27 protein-coding genes are annotated in these 22,537 nt (G+C 45.6%); 7 read left to right on the top strand and 20 right to left on the bottom strand.

Translation table 11 applies throughout. From position 1 onward, the window contains the following. Window positions 1-38: 38 nt before the first annotated feature. The 3 genes from ICN24_RS09845 to ICN24_RS09835 all read right to left on the bottom strand — a co-directional run bounded on the left by ICN24_RS09845 (window position 39) and on the right by ICN24_RS09835 (window position 1,976). Complete coding sequence (locus ICN24_RS09845; RefSeq protein ID WP_216223505.1) at window positions 39-449, bottom strand: carboxypeptidase-like regulatory domain-containing protein; 411 nt, start codon at window positions 447-449, stop codon at window positions 39-41. A gap of 78 nt (window positions 450-527) precedes the next feature. Beyond that, window positions 528-1,508: a zinc-binding dehydrogenase gene (locus ICN24_RS09840; protein WP_216223503.1), complete on the bottom strand. Its 981-nt coding sequence runs from the start codon at window positions 1,506-1,508 to the stop codon at window positions 528-530. Between the two features lie 33 nt (window positions 1,509-1,541). Beyond that, entirely contained in the window at window positions 1,542-1,976 is a 435-nt protein-coding gene (locus tag ICN24_RS09835) for a DUF2452 domain-containing protein (RefSeq protein ID WP_216223501.1), read from the bottom strand. 149 nt (window positions 1,977-2,125) lie between these two features. Between ICN24_RS09835 and ICN24_RS09830 the strand changes: the two genes are divergently transcribed. Continuing rightward, window positions 2,126-2,500: a DUF2237 family protein gene (locus ICN24_RS09830; RefSeq protein ID WP_216223680.1), complete on the top strand. Its 375-nt coding sequence runs from the start codon at window positions 2,126-2,128 to the stop codon at window positions 2,498-2,500. Between the two features lie 56 nt (window positions 2,501-2,556). Continuing rightward, complete coding sequence (locus ICN24_RS09825) at window positions 2,557-3,396, top strand: histone deacetylase (RefSeq protein ID WP_370623128.1); 840 nt, start codon at window positions 2,557-2,559, stop codon at window positions 3,394-3,396. Window positions 3,397-3,434: 38 nt separating this feature from the next. Here the strand turns inward: ICN24_RS09825 and ICN24_RS09820 are convergent, their stop codons facing one another. Together ICN24_RS09820 and ICN24_RS09815 are read right to left on the bottom strand one after the other, a co-directional pair. Then, window positions 3,435-3,983, bottom strand: a complete 549-nt coding sequence (locus ICN24_RS09820) for a phasin family protein (protein WP_216223497.1) — start codon at window positions 3,981-3,983, stop codon at window positions 3,435-3,437. A 106-nt stretch (window positions 3,984-4,089) separates the two neighbouring features. Then, window positions 4,090-4,740 (bottom strand): hypothetical protein, encoded by a 651-nt coding sequence (locus ICN24_RS09815; protein WP_216223496.1) that lies wholly within the window; start codon window positions 4,738-4,740, stop codon window positions 4,090-4,092. A gap of 226 nt (window positions 4,741-4,966) precedes the next feature. Here ICN24_RS09815 and ahpC point away from each other — a divergent pair, with 226 nt between their 5' ends. Together ahpC and ahpF are read left to right on the top strand one after the other, a co-directional pair. Continuing rightward, a complete protein-coding gene (gene ahpC, locus ICN24_RS09810) occupies window positions 4,967-5,530 on the top strand; it encodes an alkyl hydroperoxide reductase subunit C (RefSeq protein WP_216223494.1) in 564 nt (187 codons plus the stop codon). A gap of 107 nt (window positions 5,531-5,637) precedes the next feature. Beyond that, window positions 5,638-7,218: an alkyl hydroperoxide reductase subunit F gene (ahpF, locus tag ICN24_RS09805; protein WP_216223493.1), complete on the top strand. Its 1,581-nt coding sequence runs from the start codon at window positions 5,638-5,640 to the stop codon at window positions 7,216-7,218. A gap of 87 nt (window positions 7,219-7,305) precedes the next feature. On the opposite strand, the gene ICN24_RS09800 is transcribed toward ahpF, so the two are convergent. The 8 genes from ICN24_RS09800 to ICN24_RS09765 all read right to left on the bottom strand — a co-directional run bounded on the left by ICN24_RS09800 (window position 7,306) and on the right by ICN24_RS09765 (window position 13,802). Then, window positions 7,306-7,794: a cupin domain-containing protein gene (locus tag ICN24_RS09800; RefSeq protein WP_216223492.1), complete on the bottom strand. Its 489-nt coding sequence runs from the start codon at window positions 7,792-7,794 to the stop codon at window positions 7,306-7,308. 125 nt (window positions 7,795-7,919) lie between these two features. Beyond that, entirely contained in the window at window positions 7,920-8,216 is a 297-nt protein-coding gene (locus ICN24_RS09795) for a hypothetical protein (protein ID WP_216223488.1), read from the bottom strand. Between the two features lie 171 nt (window positions 8,217-8,387). Continuing rightward, on the bottom strand, window positions 8,388-10,259 hold the full coding sequence (locus ICN24_RS09790) for a TRAP transporter large permease subunit (RefSeq protein ID WP_216223485.1): 1,872 nt from the start codon (window positions 10,257-10,259) through the stop codon (window positions 8,388-8,390). After that, window positions 10,256-11,269, bottom strand: coding sequence for a TRAP transporter substrate-binding protein (locus ICN24_RS09785; protein ID WP_216223483.1), 1,014 nt, complete (start codon window positions 11,267-11,269; stop codon window positions 10,256-10,258). Before ICN24_RS09785 ends, ICN24_RS09790 begins: the two co-directional genes overlap by 4 nt. A 138-nt stretch (window positions 11,270-11,407) precedes the next feature. Continuing rightward, entirely contained in the window at window positions 11,408-12,205 is a 798-nt protein-coding gene (locus ICN24_RS09780; protein WP_216223482.1) for an SDR family NAD(P)-dependent oxidoreductase, read from the bottom strand. A gap of 78 nt (window positions 12,206-12,283) precedes the next feature. Next, window positions 12,284-12,832, bottom strand: a complete 549-nt coding sequence (locus tag ICN24_RS09775; RefSeq protein WP_255532644.1) for a DUF3833 domain-containing protein — start codon at window positions 12,830-12,832, stop codon at window positions 12,284-12,286. Next, window positions 12,829-13,392: a chalcone isomerase family protein gene (locus ICN24_RS09770; protein ID WP_216223476.1), complete on the bottom strand. Its 564-nt coding sequence runs from the start codon at window positions 13,390-13,392 to the stop codon at window positions 12,829-12,831. Before ICN24_RS09770 ends, ICN24_RS09775 begins: the two co-directional genes overlap by 4 nt. Continuing rightward, on the bottom strand, window positions 13,389-13,802 hold the full coding sequence (locus tag ICN24_RS09765) for a thiol-disulfide oxidoreductase DCC family protein (RefSeq protein WP_216223475.1): 414 nt from the start codon (window positions 13,800-13,802) through the stop codon (window positions 13,389-13,391). The genes ICN24_RS09770 and ICN24_RS09765 overlap by 4 nt, the downstream gene beginning before the upstream one ends. A gap of 61 nt (window positions 13,803-13,863) precedes the next feature. Between ICN24_RS09765 and ICN24_RS09760 the strand changes: the two genes are divergently transcribed. Then, entirely contained in the window at window positions 13,864-14,559 is a 696-nt protein-coding gene (locus tag ICN24_RS09760) for an SDR family NAD(P)-dependent oxidoreductase (RefSeq protein ID WP_216223471.1), read from the top strand. 16 nt (window positions 14,560-14,575) lie between these two features. On the opposite strand, the gene ICN24_RS09755 is transcribed toward ICN24_RS09760, so the two are convergent. From ICN24_RS09755 to ICN24_RS09745, 3 genes are read right to left on the bottom strand one after another with little or no spacing between them, the layout of a single operon-like run. Next, entirely contained in the window at window positions 14,576-14,731 is a 156-nt protein-coding gene (locus ICN24_RS09755; protein ID WP_216223468.1) for a DUF2256 domain-containing protein, read from the bottom strand. Between the two features lie 7 nt (window positions 14,732-14,738). Then, a complete protein-coding gene (locus tag ICN24_RS09750; protein ID WP_216223466.1) occupies window positions 14,739-16,274 on the bottom strand; it encodes a cryptochrome/photolyase family protein in 1,536 nt (511 codons plus the stop codon). Then, window positions 16,271-16,540, bottom strand: a complete 270-nt coding sequence (locus ICN24_RS09745; RefSeq protein WP_216223464.1) for a TIGR03643 family protein — start codon at window positions 16,538-16,540, stop codon at window positions 16,271-16,273. The genes ICN24_RS09750 and ICN24_RS09745 overlap by 4 nt, the downstream gene beginning before the upstream one ends. Window positions 16,541-16,602: 62 nt before the next feature. On the opposite strand from ICN24_RS09745, the gene ICN24_RS09740 reads away from it, so the two are divergent. Further along, window positions 16,603-16,950 (top strand): HNH endonuclease, encoded by a 348-nt coding sequence (locus tag ICN24_RS09740; protein WP_216223462.1) that lies wholly within the window; start codon window positions 16,603-16,605, stop codon window positions 16,948-16,950. On the opposite strand, the gene ICN24_RS09735 is transcribed toward ICN24_RS09740, so the two are convergent. Next, window positions 16,936-17,862, bottom strand: coding sequence for a 2-dehydropantoate 2-reductase (locus ICN24_RS09735; protein ID WP_216223460.1), 927 nt, complete (start codon window positions 17,860-17,862; stop codon window positions 16,936-16,938). The genes ICN24_RS09740 and ICN24_RS09735 overlap by 15 nt on opposite strands. A 166-nt stretch (window positions 17,863-18,028) precedes the next feature. On the opposite strand from ICN24_RS09735, the gene ICN24_RS09730 reads away from it, so the two are divergent. After that, complete coding sequence (locus tag ICN24_RS09730) at window positions 18,029-18,790, top strand: SDR family oxidoreductase (protein ID WP_216223459.1); 762 nt, start codon at window positions 18,029-18,031, stop codon at window positions 18,788-18,790. On the opposite strand, the gene ICN24_RS09725 is transcribed toward ICN24_RS09730, so the two are convergent. From ICN24_RS09725 to ICN24_RS09715, 3 genes are all read right to left on the bottom strand, one after another. Beyond that, window positions 18,787-19,077, bottom strand: coding sequence for a hypothetical protein (locus tag ICN24_RS09725; RefSeq protein WP_216223458.1), 291 nt, complete (start codon window positions 19,075-19,077; stop codon window positions 18,787-18,789). The two genes, ICN24_RS09730 and ICN24_RS09725, sit on opposite strands and share 4 nt — an antisense overlap. 27 nt (window positions 19,078-19,104) lie before the next feature. Then, a complete protein-coding gene (locus ICN24_RS09720; RefSeq protein ID WP_216223457.1) occupies window positions 19,105-20,148 on the bottom strand; it encodes an alpha/beta hydrolase in 1,044 nt (347 codons plus the stop codon). Between the two features lie 113 nt (window positions 20,149-20,261). Next, window positions 20,262-22,466: an OsmC domain/YcaO domain-containing protein gene (locus tag ICN24_RS09715; protein ID WP_216223456.1), complete on the bottom strand. Its 2,205-nt coding sequence runs from the start codon at window positions 22,464-22,466 to the stop codon at window positions 20,262-20,264. Window positions 22,467-22,537 lie beyond the last annotated feature (71 nt).

Genomic DNA, 22,537 nt, shown 5'->3' with positions numbered 1-22,537 from the left:
ATATTGGCAAACCTGTTTTATATGGCGGCGCACCATGATTACTTCCAGAAAATCACGATCTTTTGTGGTGTACCCGCTTTCACACTGATGCTTCTCTTTTGCTCTACACCTTGATAGCTTGCCTGAATTTGATAATCGCCTGACTCCAGATTGATCAACATATAAGGGCCATCTGCCTGGGCATCAAAAATTACTTTCTTTTGACTATTAATAACTTTGATTTGAGCGCCAAAAATCCATACACCCCGACCATTTTCAATTTGAGATAACTCCAGCAGAAGAGGCCACTGCTTTGCTTCAGACAAAATAGCGTTTGTTTCTTCCTCACCCACCCCGCCAGAAATATAAGCAATACCTTCGGAGCGCTGAGTATCCGGAATTTGCGCTAAAGTAAAACTACTACCCATCACTAAGGCGCAGACAAAAGACCATTTAAAAAGTAGTTTCATTTCACTATCTTACAACTGGTCACCACAATGAAAAAGCCCCGCTTGTGCGGGGCTCTGTAATACCGAATTTACAAAGAATTAGGGGATCATCACAATCGCACCAGAGACTTTTCTACCTTCCGCGGCGCGATGCGCATCAGCAGCTTGTTCCAGCGGGAACTTCGCACCAATTTGCACTTTGACATAACCCTTAGCAATGGCATCAAATACTGCCTTGGCATTTTCTTGCAAGAGTGCATGTGTGGCATTGTGTGGAAACACAGAAGGTCTAGTTAAGAATAGGCAACCCTTCTTATTCAAGATCTCAGGCTGCATTTCTGGCGCAGGACCGGAGGCAGCACCAAAGAGCGCCACAGTACCAAAAGGAGCCGTGCAATCCAAAGAACCCAAGAAAGTATCTTTAGCAACTGAGTCATAAACAACATTGGCTTTTTTGCCGCCTGTCGCTTTTAATACTTCTTCCACCCAGTTTGGCTTGGAATAATCCACTACAGCATCACAACCCGCTGCTTTGGCGGCGGCAACTTTAGCTTCTGAGCCAACCGTACCTACTACAAAGGCGCCTAATGCTTTTGCCCAGCCTGCCAAAATCTGACCAACACCGCCTGCAGCTGCATGCACCAAAACAATATCACCCGCTTTGACTTGATACGTTTTCTGAACCAAGTACTGTGCAGTCATCGCCTTGAAAAATACTGCAGCAGCTACTTCGTCTGAAACGTTTGCAGGAACGGGTACCAATTTATCAGCCGCAACATTACGGGCACTTGCATAAGCGCCAATGCCGGCATTCATATACATGACACGATCGCCAACCTTTAAGCCAGTAACACCTTCACCCAAGGACTCAACGACACCAACCGCCTCATGACCTAGACCAGTAGGTAATTCCAGGGGATAAACACCTGAGCGTTGATAGACGTCAATGAAGTTGAAGCCGATGGCAGTTTGACGAAGTTGCACTTCACCTTTACCTGGTGGCGGCAATTCCTTATCAATTACTTGAATGACCTCTGCGCTACCCAACTTATCTAGACTAACTACTCTGGCTTTTGTCACATGTCACCTATTTATATTTGTTTTAAAAAAATATCATACAACAAGGGCGTTTTCTTCCACTACCGCCCAAGTGCTATCACCCAACTTCTTTACTGCCATGGAATAAGTCCAGGCATCTGGAATACCGCAACTCCATTCCTGTGGCCCATTTTGAATTAGGACATTCGTTGCATTTCTGCTGTCGTAATACAGATGGTAAATTTTTCCGTGAATCGGATTAAAACTAAATTTGGCGCTGTGCACCATTTCCGTTGCATCTAATCTGGCCTGTAATGCTTTTGCTTGCTTCATCAATACTTCAGCCTGCTCCATGATGCGCTCATATTCTTGCTTGGCATTTTGGCGCGCCACATTGACAGCTTTGTCTTTTTCTTCAACTACTTTAATAGGAGCGAACACCGGGGCACCCACTTCCATTGGGTATTCAATTCCAGCATGTCTTGCTGGGTCGGTATCTTCGATTCTCATGAGTTGCCCGTGAATTCTGGTTTTATTGCAAAATTGGATTTAGCAAGCTGTTTAGGTGCAGAAAGTGTGACACAAAAGGGAATTTTTTGCCCACCACCCCTGAACCCCATATACAGCGCAATCTAAAAGCGCCATTACAGAAAGATCGCATGAAAACAGAAGTGACGCTCAACGTCCTAGGGCAACCATTAGTGCCTTGCTCTTTTGATCCATTAACAGGATTTTTTAGAGATGGGTGCTGTAAGACCAATGCCGAGGATGCGGGAAGCCATCTGATTTGCGCCGTGCTAACGGATGATTTTTTGCAATTTAGTCTCAGCAGGGGCAACGATCTGATTACCCCCGCCCCGCATTACCAATTTCCAGGGCTCATTGCAGGCGACCAATGGTGCCTCTGTCTCAATCGCTGGCTTGAGGCGGTTGAGGCAAATTGCGCACCTCTGGTGAAATTAGAGAGCACCAATATCAAAACCCTGGAAAAGGTCTCTCTCGCCTTACTAGAAAAATACTCGAGCGAACCTTGAAGGCTTTCTATTCAGATCATTTTGTTTTGCCCCTGCCCGCGGGACATCGGTTCCCAATGGAAAAATATTCACGCCTCCGGGATTTGGTGGGCACACTCTCGGCGGTAGAGTTGATTGAGGCACCCGCAGCGAGCGATACACAAATTCTATATGCTCATGATCCCCAGTACCTAATGAATATTCTCGCTGGAAATATCAGCGCGCAAGAACAAAAAGAAATTGGCTTTCCTTGGAGCGAAAAGATGGTAGAACGCTCCCGTCGCTCTGCTGGAGCCACGCTCGCAGCCGCCAAAACTGCTTTGCTTGAGGGTATCTCTGGCAATTTGGCCGGAGGAACACATCACGCTTACCGCAATCAAGGTAGTGGCTTCTGTGTATTTAATGATTCAGCGATTGCAGCACGGGCCTTACAAAAAGAAGTGAGTGCCAAACTCAAGATTGCGATCATTGACTTTGATGTTCATCAAGGCAATGGTACTGCTTCGATTTTGCAGCACGATTCATCTATCTTCACACTTTCTATTCATGGGGAAAATAATTTTCCATTCAAAAAAGAAACCAGTGATTTGGATGTCGGATTACCAGATGCTTGTGATGATGCCAGCTACCTACATGCAGTTAACCAGAGTCTAGATGAGCTGGACAATCGCTTTAGACCAGATGTTCTGATTTATTTGGCTGGCGCAGACCCCCATGAAGATGATCGCCTGGGCAGACTGCATATTAGCAAGACAGGAATGCGCCTAAGGGATGAGCAAGTCTTTCAATATGGCTTAGATAAACAAATACCAATTGCGTTCTCGATGGCAGGTGGTTACGGCAAAGTCATAGACTCCACGATTGATATTCATTTTCAGACTATTCAAACTGCCCTGCTATTTCAACAGCGCTATTAGGCGCCATTGAAATAGTCTTGACACTTCACGCCTGACACTTACTTCTTCTTAGAAGGACTCTTGGCGGCGGCCAGATTGCTCACGCTCTCCACGCTCTTCTCAAAATTTGCAAATGAGTCCGCCATAGCTGCACGGACCAATTCAAAATTTTGTAAGGCGTTATTAAATGAGGTTTTAAATACTGAGACATAAGCCTCGCTACCAGCAGGTGCGTTATTGGTTGCATCATTTACAAAGTGAATCAGATCCGCTTTAGAGGTTTGGATCATCTCTTCGGCAATGTCCGCCAATTCTTGATTGCCACTTCTGAGCACTTGCATGAGTTGCTGGTGATAATGTGTCACCTCTTTGACCGCTTCCTGCAAAACCTCTGCATGAACATAATCAAAGCTAGCTTTCGGATCTTGCGTTTTCATTAACTCAGAAACACGCATTTGAATCAATTCGGCAAACTCTTGAGCAGCCTGTTGATTAATTTCCATAATCGCTTGCGCACTCTCCATGGCAACACGACCGACTGCCTGGCTGGCATCTACCGCCTTTTGCTGGCCTTTAGTGGCCGCAGCGTTAAATGAATTCTTACTCATGAGAACCCCCTTAGATAGTAGAAGACTGATACCAATCTACTCTCGTTCTAGAGGGTTTCTATAGAGAAATACCAGTAGAGCTGTGGCAATACTGGTGGTAATGGGCTTATTTACTGGTTTTTGTAGGTTTAGGCAGACTGTTCAGGGTTGCCGCATCATTTAACTGCTGATCCACAAGGTATAAAGTTCCGCCATAGTTGGCCTGTAAGTCATAGCCAGATAAACCAACCGTGTAGAAAGTAATCTCCGGATTGAAAGAGCGAATCGTGCCGCCTGAACCAGCTGAAAAGTTTGCATCGACATCCACGCCACCACGATGACCGTCCACCGAGGTTAATAAAAACTGATCAATTGCAGCAGTATTTTTAAAAATGACGATTTGATATTGAGACTGATAGCCAGCACCCAAGCCTTCACCCGTCTTCAGGGCTTGCATGAAGATAGGCTCTTTACGGCGCTTATCAAAGAGTACGCCTTCACCACGCGCAACAACAATTAACACGATATTCACATTTGTGGCGCTAAACACCGCATAGCCTGCTGCACTATCAATTTCTTTTTGCACGGCCGGGTTCTGCTTGATCAATGCTTCCAATCCGGTATGCGCCATCTGAAGAGTAGCGCTCCGCTTTTGCAGAATTTCCGCTGGAGTAAGTGGCTTGCCATCCTGACCCGTTGATTGGCACCCCATCAGTAGAGCCAGAGCGAGCGTTGTGACTGTCAGTGCTTGAATACAGGTTTTGATGGGATTGCGCATAAATAAGGGCTCTAAAAGTAAGTCTGAATAAGTCTGGAATAGCGGCTCTAACCAGGAATTGAGCAATTATGACCGCTTTAGAGCGGCTCAAGGTAATTATCAATAAAATCGATTGCTTATATCTAAATTATTCATTATACAAATATCAATATAGCCCCTAGAATGGACTCCGTTGTCAAAGTATTGCGAATTTGATTAACCCAATTCATTTAACAAAAGGAGCACCATGTCTATCATCAATACAGCAGTTCAGCCATTCAAAACCGAAGCTTTCCATAATGGTAAGTTTGTAACTATTACTGACGAAAGCCTCAAAGGTCATTGGTCAGTTTTGATTTTCATGCCAGCAGCTTTTACATTTAACTGCCCAACAGAAATTGAAGATGCAGCAGAGAACTATGCTGAGTTCCAAAAATTAGGCGCTGAAGTCTATATCGTTACAACCGATACCCACTTCTCACACAAAGTTTGGCACGAGACTTCTCCTGCTGTAGGCAAGGCGAAGTTCCCATTGGTTGGTGACCCAACACATACATTGACAAATGCTTTTGGTGTGCATATTCCTGAAGCAGGCTTGGCATTGCGTGGCACATTCATCATCAACCCAGAAGGCGTGATCAAAACTGCGGAGATTCATTCCAATGAAATCGCTCGTGACGTATCTGAGACACTGCGTAAACTCAAGGCTGCCCAGTACACAGCTGCTCACCCAGGTGAAGTTTGCCCAGCGAAATGGAAAGAAGGCGCAGCTACCTTGACTCCATCTTTGGACCTCGTAGGCAAGATCTAATTCTGTAGTTCAGCCAATAACCAATCAGACTCTCTCCGGAGAGTCTATTGGAGAGGAGAAGATCCTGCCCAATAGACTCACTGAAATTGAATATTAAGGATGTCACCATGCTAGATAGCAACATCAAAGCCCAGCTCAAAACCTATTTCGAAAAAATCCTTACCCCGATCGTACTCACTGCTAGCCTCGACCAAAGTCCCGCTGCAGGACAAATGCTCGAACTCTTAAACGAAGTTGCTGAGCAATCCGACAAGATTTCAGTCAAGACCGATGGCACCGCAAACAATTTACCCAGCTTTACCGTGAGCAAAGTTGGCGAAGAAGCACGCATCACTTTCGCAGGCTTGCCAATGGGTCATGAAATGACTTCTTTTATTTTGGCAATTTTGCAAGCCAGCGGTTACCCACCAAAAGTCGAAGAAGATGTTCTTGCGCGCATTCGCAAGCTCGATGGCAAGTTAAAGTTCCAAACCTTCATCTCCTTGTCTTGCCACAACTGCCCAGACGTTGTACAGGCACTCAATTTGATGGCAGCTATCAACCCGAATATTGAACATGAAATGATTGATGGCGCCCTCTTCCAGAACTTGGTTGACCAGCACCAGATCATGGCTGTTCCAACAGTCATTCTCAATGGTGAAGTCTTTGGCCAAGGCCGCATGGGCGCAGAAGAAATCATCGCTAAATTAGATACCGGCAGCTCAGAAGAAGAGGCAGCCAAACTTAATGCAAAAGATAGTTTTGATGTATTGGTTGTTGGTGGCGGTCCCGCTGGATCAGCTGCGGCTATCTATGCAGCCCGCAAAGGCATTCGTACTGGCATTGTCGCCGAGCGTTTTGGTGGCCAAGTAATGGATACCTTGGGTATTGAGAACTTTATCTCAGTCTCCCATACCGAAGGCCCAAAATTGGTTCAGGCATTAGAGCAGCACGTAAAGAGTTATGAAGTAGACATCATGAACTTGCAGCGCGCCGATGCGTTACGCAAAACCCATAACGGCATTGAAGTGGAGATGGCTAATGGCGCAGTACTCAAAAGCAAGTCCGTCATCATTAGTACTGGTGCCCGCTGGAGAGAAATGAATGTGCCTGGCGAGCAAGAATATCGCAATAAAGGTGTCGCCTACTGTCCGCACTGTGACGGCCCATTATTCAAAGGTAAGCGTGTTGCCGTGATTGGTGGCGGTAACTCAGGTGTTGAGGCAGCGATTGACCTCGCAGGCATTGTTAGCCATGTCACCCTAATTGAATTTGATAGCCAGTTGCGTGCAGATGCCGTGCTACAGAACAAGCTCTTTAGCCTACCGAATGTAACGGTCATTAAGAGCGCCCTCACAAAAGAGGTAATAGGCGATGGCAGCAAAGTAAATGGCCTGCGCTACCAAGATCGCACAAATAGCCAAGAGCACACCCTTGAGCTTGAAGGTATTTTTGTTCAAATTGGCCTACTCCCAAATACCGAATGGCTCAAAGGCACTGTAGACCTCTCACCTCGCGGCGAGATCATTGTTGATGCGAAAGGCGAGACATCTGTACCGGGTGTATTTGCTGCTGGTGACTGCACCACGATCCCCTACAAACAAATCATCATTGCAATGGGTGAAGGCGCAAAAGCTTCATTAGGCGCATTTGATTACTTGATTCGCCACTCGGTGAGCGAAGAAGCGCCAAGCAAAATAGCGGCGTAATTACCTTGAGCTAAATAAAAAACCCCAGAAAAACTCTGGGGTTTTTTATTAACCTGACATCAGGCCGCCACACAAGGTAATGATGAATTAATTGAGTTTGCGCGGTTTTCCAAAACGTGGCTCATTGGGATATGCCGGGGTTGTGCTCACCGGCCCCATACCAATGATCTGAATTTCAGTTGGGCCTTTCATGGCACCATCAAAATGCACTACGCCAGCCGGGTGGAACATCATGCTGCCAGCAGGTAGGCCCACAGTGGTTGCCGGATCCCAACTAGCATCTGTACCGGCATACCAAGTGCCCTTAATGACCGTAACAAAGCGATCTTGCGTATGAAAGTGAGGGGAACTCATGATCCCTTCCGGAAAAATATTGCGCACTACATACATGCCAGGCTTATTTGGGTCACCATAAAGAAATGCTGTTTTGACGCCAGCGGGCGCATCCGTCCACACTACTTGATCAGGCTTAACAACGACAAAGTCTTTTGCTCCAGCCTGAGCATAAGCACCCAAAGATACTGAACCACAAAGTGCCATAGCAAAAAATAGTTGGCCTAATACTTTTAATCTCATCACTGTCTCCAGATTGAATTATTTTAAATACATTATCACTACTACATAACTCAATCTAACATGCAGGAGGCCAATCTCTGCTCAGGGATAACCCGCTGGAATTGCCTGAGCGGGATAGCAATGAATCAATAATTCACTACACGTTGCCACCCACTTGGACAAGCTTGTGTTTGGGGGTAGTACAGACCGTTTTCAGGACAGAATGCAACTGCATGCCCTCGTGGATAGTAATAGGCGGGAGGACCATAGTAGATAGGCGCTGGCCTGTAGTAACTGCGCACCACCACTGCTCCAGCAACAGCACCAACTGCAAAAGGCGCCCAACCACCGCCATAACCACCTCGCCAACCATGAGCGTTTGCGGGGCCTACAGCACCCATCAACACTACTGAAATAAGCAAAGAAACGAGGATCTTGCTCATGTTTACCTCCTCTTTATCAAGAGTAACGAGGTTTTTGCACCCCTTATTCCTACAACGCTCGGAGAAATCACTGGGTTGACAATGAAATGATGATTTCAAGATGATGTAGTGAACAAAGAAAAAACCAAGCCGAAGCTTGGTTTTTTTATTGAATTCTAATTTGACAAATGATTACGAAAGAAACCCTGTAGATAGCCAAGGAACAAATGCAACAATTAAGGTGCCTATCACCAAAGCAATTAAATAGCCGACAATGGGCTTCACGCCTTCATCTGGATTGACCTTGCCAATCGCACAAGCGGCGTAATAACCCACACCTAGCGGGGGAGCAAATAAGCCGATACCCATAGACAGAATGACCACCATGGAATAGTGCACCTCATTGATTCCAAGCTGGCGTGCTACCGGGAACAACAATGGTCCGAAGAGAACAATCGCCGGTATACCTTCCAAGACAGAACCCAGAACAACAAATACGATGATGGAAATAAATAGGAATAAATGCGGGCCGCCATTCAGGTCCGTCATGATTTGAGCCACTACCTGTGAAAAACCAGATTGCGTTAAACCCCAAGCCATGCCAGTTGCCGCCCCAATGATTAATAGAATAGCGCCAGACAATGAGGCGGTATCAATCAGCATCGGCACAATGCGCTTAATATCAAATTGTCGATAGATCAGAACGCCGCAGATCAAGCCATAGACAATGCCAATCGTTGAGACTTCAGTAGCAGTAGCAACCCCCTCCACTACTGCAGCACGAATCACAAAGGGCAATGCGAGTGCAGGCAAGGCTACCAAACATAGCTTGATGACTTCAATTGGTTTTGGTTTTGCTACGTGCGCAATTTGAACGTGACGATTACGCCACCATACTAATACACACAAAATCAAAGCCAGAATTAAGGCTGGCAACATACCACCGGTAAATAAAGCGGCAATCGAAACACCGGTGACTGAGCCAATCGTAATCAGCACTAAGCTCGGTGGAATGGTTTCTGTTTGCGCACCGGTTGCTGCCAATAACGCAACCAACTCGCCAGGAGGCGTAGTTTTTTTCATCTCCGGGAACAAGGCTGGCGCAATGGCTGCCATATCCGCTGCCTTGGAACCAGAAATACCTGATACCAAATACATAGCACCAACCAATACATAAGAAAGGCCACCACGCACATGGCCCAAGAGCGAGGCTAAGAAGGCAATCATTGCTCTAGCCATACCTGTCATTTCCATCAGGAGACCCAGGAATACGAATAGCGGAACAGCTAACAAGACCATATGCGACATGGCTTCATCCATACGCCCGATCACCACAGATAATGGCATATGCGTACTTAAGCCTAAGTAAGCTACTGTACCTAGACCAAATGCAAAGGCAATTGGCACGCCAGCCAAAATACTAAAGCCTGCAACGCCCACAAAAAAGATCAATAAATTGTATTTACCTAGGCTGCCAAACCATGGAGAGCAAAAGTAGAGAGCAGCAAAACCGGCGGCTAACATCAACACACTATAAATAGCTACTTTCAGTGTGGCAATTCTGGCTAAGCGAAATAAGCAAAAGAACATCATCAAGATGACGCCACTCGGAATAGCTGCTGCACGCCAAAGATTGGAGACCTCTAGGGAAGGGGTTGTGACAATCAGCTCATCCAAAGCAAAATGATAGGCAGGCCTCAGAATGATCGCCAAATAGAAAAAGCAGGCCAAAATTCCAAGAGCCTCAAAATACGCCTTCTTCTGATCGCTTAGCTTGCTTACGCATGCTGTCATGCGCATGTGTTCGCCACGCTTGAGGGCGATAACCGATCCAATCATTGCTAGCCATAAAAACAAAATCGAGGCTAACTCATCAGACCAAACCAAGGGAGAGTTAAATAGATAACGACCAACAACACCTGAAAAAAGGATTCCAATGCATGCCAAAACTAGGCACGCTGCCACCCACTCAACCAGGGTAGCAACGACCTTTTCAAGTACAGATGCATATTTACCGAAAGGCCCCGATAAAGGGGCCTCGTTTACTAAAGATGGAGAGCTCACGCAAGTTTGCCCGTGTATTTCTCAAGCAAGGACCATGCCTCTTCACCAAATTTGGCTTTCCACTCTGAGTAGAAACCTGCTTGTCGTAATTTTTCACGGAAAGGATCTGGGTTGGTATCGTTTACCGCCATACCCTTTGCTTTCAACTCAGCCTGCAAGCCATCATTCATCTTGCGCACATCAGCTCTTTGCAATACTGCCGATTCAGCAACGTTACGCGTGACGATCGCTTGCAAATCTGGTGGTAACTGCTCGAATAATTTCTTGTTGCCCATAAACCAATAGCCATCCCACATATGATTGGTCATTGAGCAATACTTTTGCACTTCATATAACTTAGCAGTGTAAATAATGGCCAGTGGATTTTCTTGGCCATCAACAACCTTGGACTGCAATGCTGAATAGACTTCAGCAAAGTTCAGCGGTGTTGGTGCTGCGCCAAGGGCCTTAAATAAAGAAACCCACATTGGTCCAGGAGGCGTACGCAGCTTGATGCCTTTTAAGTCATCAGGTTTATTAATTGGGCGTACGCTATTGGTTACTTCGCGATAGCCGTTATCCCAAATCTTATCGAATGCAAAGATCGTGCCAGTATTGGCAATCTGACGGCGTACATAGGCACCCAGTTCACCATCCATTGCCGCCCATACCTGCTTGTAATCTTTAAATGCAAAACCTACACCATTGATCTGCGCTTGTGGTACCAAAGAACCCAAGATGAGGGGTGATAAGGTCATGAAATCAAGCGCGCCTGAACGCAGCTGGGACAACATATCAGTGTCATTTCCCAATTGGTTATAAGGGAACACTTGAATATCAACACGACCCTTTGTTTCGAGTTTGATTTTTGATGCCATCTTATAGGCATGTATATTCAGTGGGTGAGTAGCAGGCAGGTTGCTACCAAACTTCATATTAAATTCTGCACTCTGTGCAAATGTATTGCCTGCTACCAAAGGTAATGCTGCAACACCCGCGGTTTTAATAAAGTCGCGTCTCGTAAATGTCATATTGTCTCCAAAGGATAGTTTTTCTAAATTCTTCTGAGGTAAAAAAGCCCATTTCTTAGGCATTTATTCTGCCACTGAATATACCGCTAGATTTTAATAAAGTGGGCTAAGTCGAGGGAAAACACCAAATGGACTGGGTTATGTAGCTTGGGTATTGCGGCGCAAGGTTGGCAAACCGACGCCAGTGGCCTCAAAGCCCCCATCTACCGCCAAGACCTGTCCATTAATAAATGCTGCTTCATCACTACATAGAAAACCGACAGTATTTGCCATTTCCTCAGGGGTGCCATAGCGACCCAGCGGAATAGTGTCGTAATAATCCGAGCGAATCGCTACGCTATGCACCAGCTTGGCCATTTCCGTATCTACCGGTCCTGGGGCAATCACATTGACCCGCACATTAGCGTTGCCCAACTCGACTGCGTACTGCTTAGTTAACTGAATCAATGCCGCCTTACTGGTGCCATAGGCAACCCTGAGGGTGCTTGCCCTTAATCCCGAAATTGAAGCAATATTGACGATTGCACCCCCGCCATGCTGAACGATCAAGCGACCAAATACTTGTGAGCAAATAAACGCGCCGTCGAGATTGGTTCCAAGAACCTGGCGCCACTCTTCAAATGAGGTCTCAAATACCGGCTTAAACACTGCTACACCAGCATTGTTGACCAGTGCTGTGACATGACCAAATTGCTTGATCACCTCTTGAGCAGCACGCTCCACCTCTTTAGGCTGAGATACGTCGCAATGAATGCCAATGACCTTCTGATTCCCAGCAAACTGTTGCATGGTTTTATCAAGCGTTGTCTTATCAATATCCAATAAGGCAACTTGGTAAGCATGATCTAGGAACCACTGGCCAATGGCTAAACCAATACCGCGTGCCCCACCGGTGACTACAGCTACGCGACTTTGTGTTGGGTTATTTGTGTTCATTGGGCGTCTTCTATTATTGCTTTTGATTATTTTTAAATCAAATGATTCTAATAGAAAAGTAAGTGCGCCTAGGACACCCTATCGTTTGTAGAAGCTTAGGGTGACCTCTCCCAAATCAATCCCAAACTTACTCATCTTGGCTCGATTAATCATCACTTTTGGGGTAATCAGATACATCCAGTCATTAAACTGCATGTGATAGATGGTGCCATCTACGGGAAGTGCTAAGGTATAAGCCCAATTTAAGGCATTCCCAGCCGAGGCACCATTGGCATCACCCACCACATCATCAGCCCGGCCAATGTACTTACCAGGGGAAACTTCGGTGATCTTCCAAATGCGCTTTTGCTTGCTTCCATCAGAGTAATCAAAGCTCTCATCTAATGTGCCCACCTTCTTACCGTCGACTAACTGCCAGTTGGCTTGGATGACTACCGTAAAGCGCTTTACAACTGCCCCGCTTCGGTCGGTAAAAATGCCATAGGCGTCTAGGGTGCCATTGAAGTATTCGCTTAAATCTAATGCTGGTTTTTCATTAGCGTATTGAGAGACTTGTGGACCTGCACAGCTAATTAAAAATACAGTACAGAAAACAATAGCGCTACAGCGCTTAAGAATATGCATCATGGATTGCATGCCTCCTGAAAAAGTGGCGGGGGACAATTTTGACTCAGCAGTTGCTCGCGCAATTTAGGAGCACTCGTTTTTGCGTCTAACCAAATACCAAAAAAAGCCTTCGGAAAGTCTGCACCGGCAATCTGAGCAAGCGGCTTGCCCTCAAAATAAAACGTTGTACCTTGCTTAGGCGTATAAATCGCAGTTAAGTTTTGGCCGGGTTCTACGTTCGGTAAAAAGCTGGCTAACTGCTTACCCCAGGCTTGTGCCTGCACGTCTGGTACGCCCAACTTCCTCATTTCTTCTGCTGATCGGTTAGCAATCGCATTGCCACTGAAAGATTTGTAATAGCGAAGATCAAGCGCAAACTCAGGGGAGTTTAAGTTTCCAGAGCGATAAAAACTCGCGTCATAGACATGAAACCCCCACCAAGTGAGTTTGCCACTACCTTGCAATTTGGCAGGATTCAATACCTCCTCAACAGAGGATATCTCTCGCGCACAAACAACCGAGGGTACGAGCTGCGCAAGCGCAACTAGCAATATGAGAAAAAATTTAGTGCGGAATTTCATGAAGCACTGAGGTCCCTCTTTTTTCGAACCCAACGTAAGGCAGTTGGGCCCAAAGCGGCAGAAATGGCATGGCGGTTCTTAGCAAAAACTTGGTAAGCGGCCTGCAAAATAGGTTGCAAAGACTTTCGGGAGAACAGCCAAGCCAAAAAGGGGAGATTAGCTCTGCGATAGGCCTCCGGAAAAACTGCCGCACCCTGTATCAGCGAGCCATCTGCAAACTGTCCGTACATTGCCGCTAAAGCCTGCTCACATGAAACACCTACCTTAGCTGGATCATATTGATCAGAATGGATATCAATAAAGTCCAAGAGACCTGCTTGCCTGCGATCAGATAGAAACAGTATTTCCGCCTGGCACAAAGGGCAGGCACCATCGTAAAACAAGGTAAGTTTTTGTAGATCGCTTGCCATTGTGCAAGTGTAAGACTTATTCAATAAACTGGCTGGACAGCAAACTCCCTATAAAGACTCCTTGAAAATTCTATCTACACCCTTTCGCGCACTCATTATTGGCTCATCTGGAACCATTGGGGCAGCCTTTGTAGAGCTTCTGCAAGATAACCCTAATTGTTTAGGGGTTGTAGGGGTGCACCGCCAATCCACACCTGCCATAAATTACCTTGACCCCCAGAGCATCGAAGCCTGTGCCAATGCACTGCTAAATGAGGGGCCTTTTCAACTCATCATCAACACTATTGGCATTTTGCATACCGACCAGTGGATGCCAGAAAAAAGGTTGGATGACTTGCAGGCTGAACAACTCATGGAGCTCATGCAAATCAATGCGATAGGTCCTGCTTTAACGATTCGCTATTTTTCTAAATTGCTAGATCCCGATGGAAGCATCATGGCTAGCCTCTCTGCAAAGGTAGGCAGCATTGAAGATAATCGCCTTGGGGGTTGGTATAGTTATCGCAGCTCTAAAGCGGCACTCAATATGCTAATCAAAACTGCAGCGATTGAGTTTGCCCGAACGAAACCCAATACCGCCCTTGTCGCCCTACATCCAGGCACTGTGAACTCTAGGCTTTCAAAACCTTTTCGTGGTCAGCAAATTGGTAGACCCGCATTAGATGCAGCAGCAGACATATTGCGTGTAATTGAAAATATAGAACCCAAAGATTCAGGGAGCTTTTTATCCTACTCAGGAGAAAAATTACCCTGGTAAAAATATGCGCAAGAATCTAAGCCTTGCTACCCTTTTTGCGACAAGCATCTGAGCAGTATTTAATCGCTTCCCAATTCTTGGTCCAAGACTTTCTCCAGGTCATTTCTCTTTTACATACGACACATATTTTGCTTGGCAAAAAACTTTTATTGCCTTTAAAAGACTGTTGCATTTGCTGCCTATAGGTCGTCAAGGTTATTGAGCAATACTGTTGCATGGGCTGTAATCGCCGCTTGATCAGAGTCGCTGATCTTTTTAAGGTTTGCCGTCATCAGACGAGTACGGGGATTGCCATCAAATTGTTGCCGATGCTTAATCAAGAAATTCCAATACAAGGTTGTTACTGGGCAAGCCTGCTCACCAAATCGAACCTCAGGCTTATATTTGCAGGAGCCGCAATAATTACTCATCCGCTTGATATAAGCGCCGCTCGCAATATAAGGCTTGCTAGTAAAACGTCCGCCGTTCGCAAACAATGCCATTCCAGCGGTATTGGGTAGCTCTACCCACTCGATCGCGTCAACATAAATGGCAAGATACCAATCGCATACTGCTGAAGGCAATACCTCTGCGAGAAGCGCAAAATTTCCGGTCACCATCAGACGTTGAATATGATGCGCATAGCCATATTTGAGCGTCTGCCCAATAGCATCTTGCATACACGCCATCTTAGTTTCACCAGTCCAATACCAATTTGGTAGCGGCCTTTGATGCTGGTAATAATTATCTTGTGCCATCTTGGGCATATCCAAGAAGTACATGCCCCGCACAAACTCGCGCCAACCTAATATTTGGCGAATAAAACCTTCAATCGTCGATAAATCGAGAGAGTATTTTTTCCAGGCAAGCAGAACAGCAGCAATCACTTCACGTGGATTGAGCAGCTTGATATTTAAGGCACTAGAAAGAATGGAGTGCCAACCATAAGGGGTATCGGTCCACATGGCATCTTGAAAGACGCCAAAGTTTCTCAAGCGGTATTCCACAAAATAGTTCAAGGCCTCTAAAGCCTGCTCACGGTTTACCGGCCAACGAAAGTATTCTAGCGATCCTGGGTGCTCTGGGTATTTTTCTTGAACAAAAGCAATGACCACTTTCGTAATCTCGTCTGGCTCAAACAAGAGAGGGCTTTCGATCATCCCAGGGCCGGCCTTTGGGTAGGGCTTGCGATTATCTTGATCGAAGTTCCATTGCCCACCCACAGGATTTCCATCTGCCTCCAGGAGGATGTTGTACTTTTTGCGCATCAGGCGGTAAAAGTACTCTAGGCGCAATTCCTTTTTATCTGCAGCCCATGCTCGGAACTCTTGATGACTACAGAAAAAGTGTTCATCTTCACGCAGATCGAGCTGAAAATTCAGAGCTTTGGCCAAGGCCTCAAGCTCTTGCTTTAAACGCCATTCGCCCGGCTCAACACAAACCAGATGCGTGATCCCATTAGCAAGTAGCGTTTCTTTTACAGTCTCAACGATCGAGAGCGGCGAATTTTCTATATAGCAAATGGGGTAATTTAATTCTCGTAAAGACTGCGCAAAGTGGCGCATTGCCGAGAGAAATAGTGCAATCTTCGCTTGATGAGACCATACAAATTGGGCTTCCGGGACAGACTCCACCATCAATACTTGATCGGTTTCAAAATTGAACCCTTTTAAGGCGGCGCTCTGAAGATCTAGTTGATCACCCAGAATCAGCACTAGCTTTTTAGGTGTACTCATTTATGTTTATATTGCGTGGGGCAATAGGCGCGCTCAACCAACTTACTGCGTAAAGCCATATGCTTGGTTGCCCTACCAGTAACGCGCTTACGCCAAAGTTCAAATGAGCCTCTTTTAAGCTCAGCACGCATTAACGCAATCACCTGCGACTCGGAAAGTCCAAAAGATTGCTCAATAGCATCAAATGGGGTACGGTCTTCCCAAGCCATCTCAATGAGGCGAGAAATATCCGATTCAGAAAGTGTTTTGGCAGGAGATCTTGGCACTGTGCAAGTTTAAGACTTATTTACTAAACTGGTATGACTCCATATTCCCCCAGCAACGAACCATGATTGGCAAGATTCGTCAGAAGCTGATTGGCACACAGCCCACCCTAAATTCAACAGCAATGGATTTAGCCTGTCCGCTGTGTGGTCGCCCTATCCCACCCTCGCAAAAGGAAGCACATCATCTCATTCCCAAATCCAAAGGGGGTAAAGCTACTGAATATCTACACCGTATTTGTCATCGCCAAATTCATGCTTTATTTACTGAAAATGAACTGGCAACGCATTTCAATACGGTTGAGGCGCTTCAGAATCACCCTGAAATTCAGCGCTTTATTGCCTGGGTTCGGTCTAAGCCAAATCATTTTTACGAAAGGGTGCGCAAGTGCGTGCGCCTAAGGCCGTTCTAAGGTCTTAATCGAGTCATACACTGATTTGTTATAGGGAACCGGGAAACCATGCTTTTTACCCAATTGCACAATATAGCCGTTCAAGAAATCGATTTCGGTTTTCTTCCCTCTGACCAAATCTTGTGCGGTTGATGAACGTTGGGTGGCCATAGAAGATGCAATCAATTCATTTGCATTTTTGGCTTCTGCCTCAGAAATAGCTATATCCTCTAATGCTGCAATTACCAAAAATTCTTCGGTAATTTTTTCAATCTGCTGAACCACTTCAGGGATACGCATCATTTCGCCATAAGGCATCTGCTTAATACCAGATAGGCCGTTATAAGCGCAGTTCACCAAAAACTTCAGCCACATATCTTTTTTAATATTGCTAGCAATTTCACAGGGAATCTGTGCGCGCACAAATAAATCACAAATTCCAGTCAAATTCTCTTGGTCATGTTTTGTGAGTGCCTGAGGTTTGCCAATAAAGAGCTCGCCTCTACCGTGATGCTTCAGGGTTTTATGGCCAATCATTTCAGTCGCTACGTAAACAACTGCCGCATAGACGGGATTACATAAGATATTGGCAACAATATCAATATTCTCTACCCCGTTTTGCAAGCTCAAGATTACTGCATGCCGAGGCAATATTGAAGCAATGTCTTGTATCACTTTCTCTGTATCGGGTGACTTCACACTCAGAAGCACCAAATCAGCATCCGCTAAGATTGATAAGTCACTGCTGGCTTTTGGATGGACTAATTCCCTAAAAGACTGACAGTCCATTTCTAGTCCAAAGGTATTTAACGCTAGTACTCGCTCAGGCCTAGCAATGAGCGTGACGTCAAAATTGGCGCGGGCCAATATGCCACCAAAATAGCAGCCAACGGCTCCAGCCCCTAAAACGTATATTTTTTGAAATTTTGGCACTTAGAAATCTTTTTTATAAGGCAAAGGTTAGTTTATAAGGTTTTTAACACTCTATAAATTTCGATGCCCGGGACGCATTACATAGTCATATTATTTAGCGTAGACTTGCATGACATGGCATTACAAAACTATAAAATAAATTTGAGACAAAATTTAGAAAGACAATATGAACTCAGCAAACAATAAAGTCGCCCTCATTACTGGAGCAGGCGTAGGAATCGGTAGAGCAGCCTCTAAAGCCCTATTACACGGGGGATATAAGGTGGTTCTGACCGGACGAAATCTAGAAAAGTTACAAAAAGCGATCACCGATATTGGTGGAACCTCAGACAATTGTCTGGCGGTTGCTTGTGACGTAGGTAATCCAGACCAAGTTAAAAAACTGTTTGCCGCAATCAAGGAAAAATTTGGGCGCATTGATGTGCTCTTTAATAATGCTGGCATTGGAGCACCCGCCATCCCTATGGAAGATTTAACTTATCAACAGTGGATGGATGTCGTGAACGCCAATTTATGTGGGGCATTCTTATGCTCTCAAGAAGCAATTCGTATGATGAAAGCACAATCTCCACAAGGTGGCCGAATTATTAATAATGGCTCTATCTCTGCTCACGCACCAAGGCCGATGTCGGCACCTTACACAGCCACTAAGCATGCTATCTCTGGTCTAACTAAAACCATCTCTTTGGATGGCCGCCCATTTAATATTGCCTGCGGACAAATTGATATTGGTAATGCAGCAACCGAAATGACTGAGCGAATGGCTGCAGGCATTATTCAGGCAGATCAATCGATTAAGGTTGAGCCTCGCATGGATGTAGAACATGTTGGCCAAGCAGTACTCCACATGGCTCAGTTACCGCTAGAGAGCAATATCCTCAATATGACCATCATGGCCACTAATATGCCTTTTGTGGGTAGAGGCTAATCAAATGGGATGCGCTGTCGCAAGGTAGCCTTCCCACCTGCTGAGCGATTACTAGAGCCACCGTTCCCATCGATACTGAGCTTGGTATCTTTGGGGTCAGACTTTTTAGACTTCCCATCTACTGCCTCATCCTTGTTTTGATCCTGTCGATGACTACGCTCGATGATCGGATTTTTTTGCACAGGAAATACTCGGGATTGATCAATTACTGGGGGTGACTCGTCTCCATATGCACAGAATGCAGCTAATAAAGTCAGTGAGAACACTAGAGCAGTTTTGCGACTCATCTTTTCCCCCTCATTACTAATTTAAGCTTATTTTTCTGGCCTAAATTTACTATCCAAGAATTCCTGCACTCCTGAGAACATTAGCATGCGATTCTTTTCCATGATGATGGTGTGCGTGCCTTCGCTAATTTGCAACATGATTTTGTATGGAGCATTTTCTAGCTTCGTAAAATACTCATACATCATATAGCTAGGTAAATCCGCATCCCATTCAGCATGAACCAACATTACCGGCACACGAATATCCTGTGGCTGGTAAACCGGTATACCGGCAGTCCAGAACTCGCGAGCATCCTGAACAGTTCCATTGGGAGCACGTAGCTTCTTCGGTGTTTGTGTTTTTCCCCAAGGATCAGTTTCAAAGGTTGCTGCAGCCCACTTTTCAAACCAGCCTTCTGGTATCAACGTTGCTTTTGCATTCTCTGGAACGCCAGTTAACCAACGATTCTTCGCATCCGCCATTGAGGCAACGCGATAGGCTCCCAATTGACCACCTTTGTCCGTCAGCGGTGCACCACCCTGACGCAGCCATTGCGGTGCATATAACACCAACTTATTGACCTTTTGATTATTTTCTGCGGTGTACTTACCCATGATGGTCGTACCCCATGACCAGCCAAGTAAATTTAATTTATCTATGTTGCGCTTTTTTAAAATGTAATCGACGGCACTAGAAACATCGCTTACTGCAACATTAGTACGTACCAGCGGTGGATTCTGATCAGCAGGTTGGTCCATCTCTGGCGGACGAGTAGATTTCCCATAACCTCGCAAGTCAACTAACCAAACGTCATAACCACGAGCGGCAATATATTCCATCCATGACGTACCATCGAGCGAGAGGTCGAATGCAGTTTCAGCAGGATAAGTCGAGCCATGAACGTACAGCAAGGTCTTTTCTGGCGAGAATTTCTTCATGCCTGCCAAATGCTTGTTGCGTACATATAAAGAAATACCAGGGGTATCGCTCTGAATCATGTATTCAGTCATCTCGAATTTTCCGGCAGCTAAGACTTGGCCAAACCCGATACAGGTCAGCAGACCCAGCATCAACTTGCTGATGAATTTCATATTGTCTCCATTGATTTATTGGTTTACAAAAAGAATATCACGTTAGTTTGATGTAATCGTTAGTGCAGCGCACCATCTACCTAGAGTAGATAGTATTCACCCCGATTAATGCTCTAGCGAGTTACAGATACAAACTTTGCTCGGGCCGCATGCAATTTTCGATAGCTATCCATCATGCGATGGTGACGATCTAGACCCTCTAAGCCCATGCTTGTTGGGGTCAAGCCATAGAAGCGCACAGTGCCATCTATTGACCCTAGTACAGCATCCATCCGAACATCGCCAAACATGCGGCGGAAATTGACCACATAGTCCTTTAGTTCTAAATCATCACTCAAGACGACCTCAAGCACCACGTTCAAGGCTTGATAAAACAAGCCTCGCTCTACCGTATTGTCGTTGTACTGAAGAAATGCACCCACCAACTCATGCGCTTCTTCAAATTGCTCTAAGGCAAGATTGATTAAGAGCTTTAACTCTAAGACAGTGAGCTGCCCCCAGACGGTATTCTCATCAAACTCCACACCAATGAGCGTGGCGATATCACCGTATTCATCTAATTCATTATTTTCTAAACGCTCAAGCAAATCCGCTAAGGCAGCATTGTCTAAGCGCGTCAAATTTAGAATATCTGTTCGAAAGAGCAAGGCCTTATTGGTGTTATCCCAAATTAAATCCTCTACGGGATACACCTCGGAATATCCCGGCACCAAAATTCGGCAGGCCGTTGCACCCAATTCATCATAGACTGCAACGTATGCTTCTTTATCAATAGATTTTAGAATACCAAAAAGGATATCTACCTCTTCGGCATTGGAGTTAGCGCTATCGCTCGAGAAATCCCATTCGACAAATTCATAATCAGCTTTAGCACTAAAAAATCTCCATGACACAATGCCGCTCGAATCAATAAAATGCTCAACAAAGTTGTTAGGCTCTGTCACGGCCTCACTTGCAAATGTGGGTGCTGGTAAATCATTCAAACCCTCTAAGCTACGTCCTTGCAGGAGTTCCGTGAGGCTGCGCTCAAGCGCAACTTCTAAACTGGGATGTGCTCCGAACGATGCAAATACGCCACCTGTTCGCGGGTTCATTAAGGTAACGCACATTACTGGGTACACTCCACCCAGCGAGGCATCTTTTACTAACACCGGAAACCCCTGCTCCTCTAGACCCCGAATACCAGCCAAGATACTGGGATACTTTGCGAGAACTTCGGCAGGCACATCTGGAAGACAGATTTCACCCTCTAAGATTTCACGTTTCACGGCTCGCTCAAAAATCTCCGATAAACATTGCACCTGGGCTTCTGCCAGGGTATTGCCAGCACTCATACCATTGCTAACAAATAAATTTTCTACGAGGTTGGATGGGAAATAGACTGTCTGGCCATCCGATTGCCTTATATATGGCAAAGAACAGATTCCGCGCTGAGCGTTCCCTGAATTGGTATCGATAAGATGAGAGCTGCGCAATTCTCCATCGGGGTTGTAGATCTTTAGGCAATACGCATCCAGAATTTCTTTTGGTAAAACGTCTTTAGGCCCTGGCTTAAACCAACGCTCACTGGGGTAATGGACAAAATCTGCATTTGCAAGCTCTTCACCCCAGTAAGTACCAGCATAAAAATGGTTATTACTCAAACGCTCGATGTATTCGCCTAAGGCAGAAGCCAAAGCACTCTCCTTGGTAGCGCCTTTGCCATTGGTAAAGCACATGGGGGAATGGGCATCACGAATATGTAAGGACCAAACATTGGGAATGATGTTGCGCCATGAGGCAATTTCTATCTTGATTCCAATGTCGGCCAATAGGGCAGACATATTCGCTATCGTTTGCTCAAGCGGCAAATCTTTACCCGTAATATAAGTACCAGCATCAGATGCTGGTTTAGCCATTAATAACGCCTGGGCATCAGCATCTAGATTCTCCACCACCTCAATGACAAACTCTGGGCCTGCTTGCACTACCTTTTTGACTGTGCAGCGCTCAATAGAACGCAAGATACCTTGACGATCGGTCGCAGAGATGTCTGCAGGCAACTCTACTTGAATCTTAAATATTTGCTGATAGCGATTTTCCGGATCAACAATATTATTTTGTGAGAGACGAATATTGTCGGTAGGAATGTTGCGGGTTTCACAATATAACTTTACAAAATAGGCTGCACACAAGGCCGAGGATGCTAAGAAGTAATCAAATGGACCTGGAGCCGAACCATCTCCCTTGTAACGAATTGGTTGGTCAGCAATGACTGTGAAGTCGTCAAACTTCGCTTCAAGACGCAACTTATCCAGAAAGTTAACTTTAATTTCCATGGTGGTATTCCAAAAATGGCGCAGCAATAATGTATTGCCCATTATCCATGGCAATGGGACTCAGAGTGCGA

This window comes from Polynucleobacter sp. UK-Kesae-W10 (assembly GCF_018881575.1).
Taxonomy (GTDB): Bacteria; Pseudomonadota; Gammaproteobacteria; order Burkholderiales; family Burkholderiaceae; genus Polynucleobacter.
The sequence above is the reverse complement of the archived record's forward strand: the minus strand, read 5'-3'. Positions and strand labels throughout refer to the sequence as shown.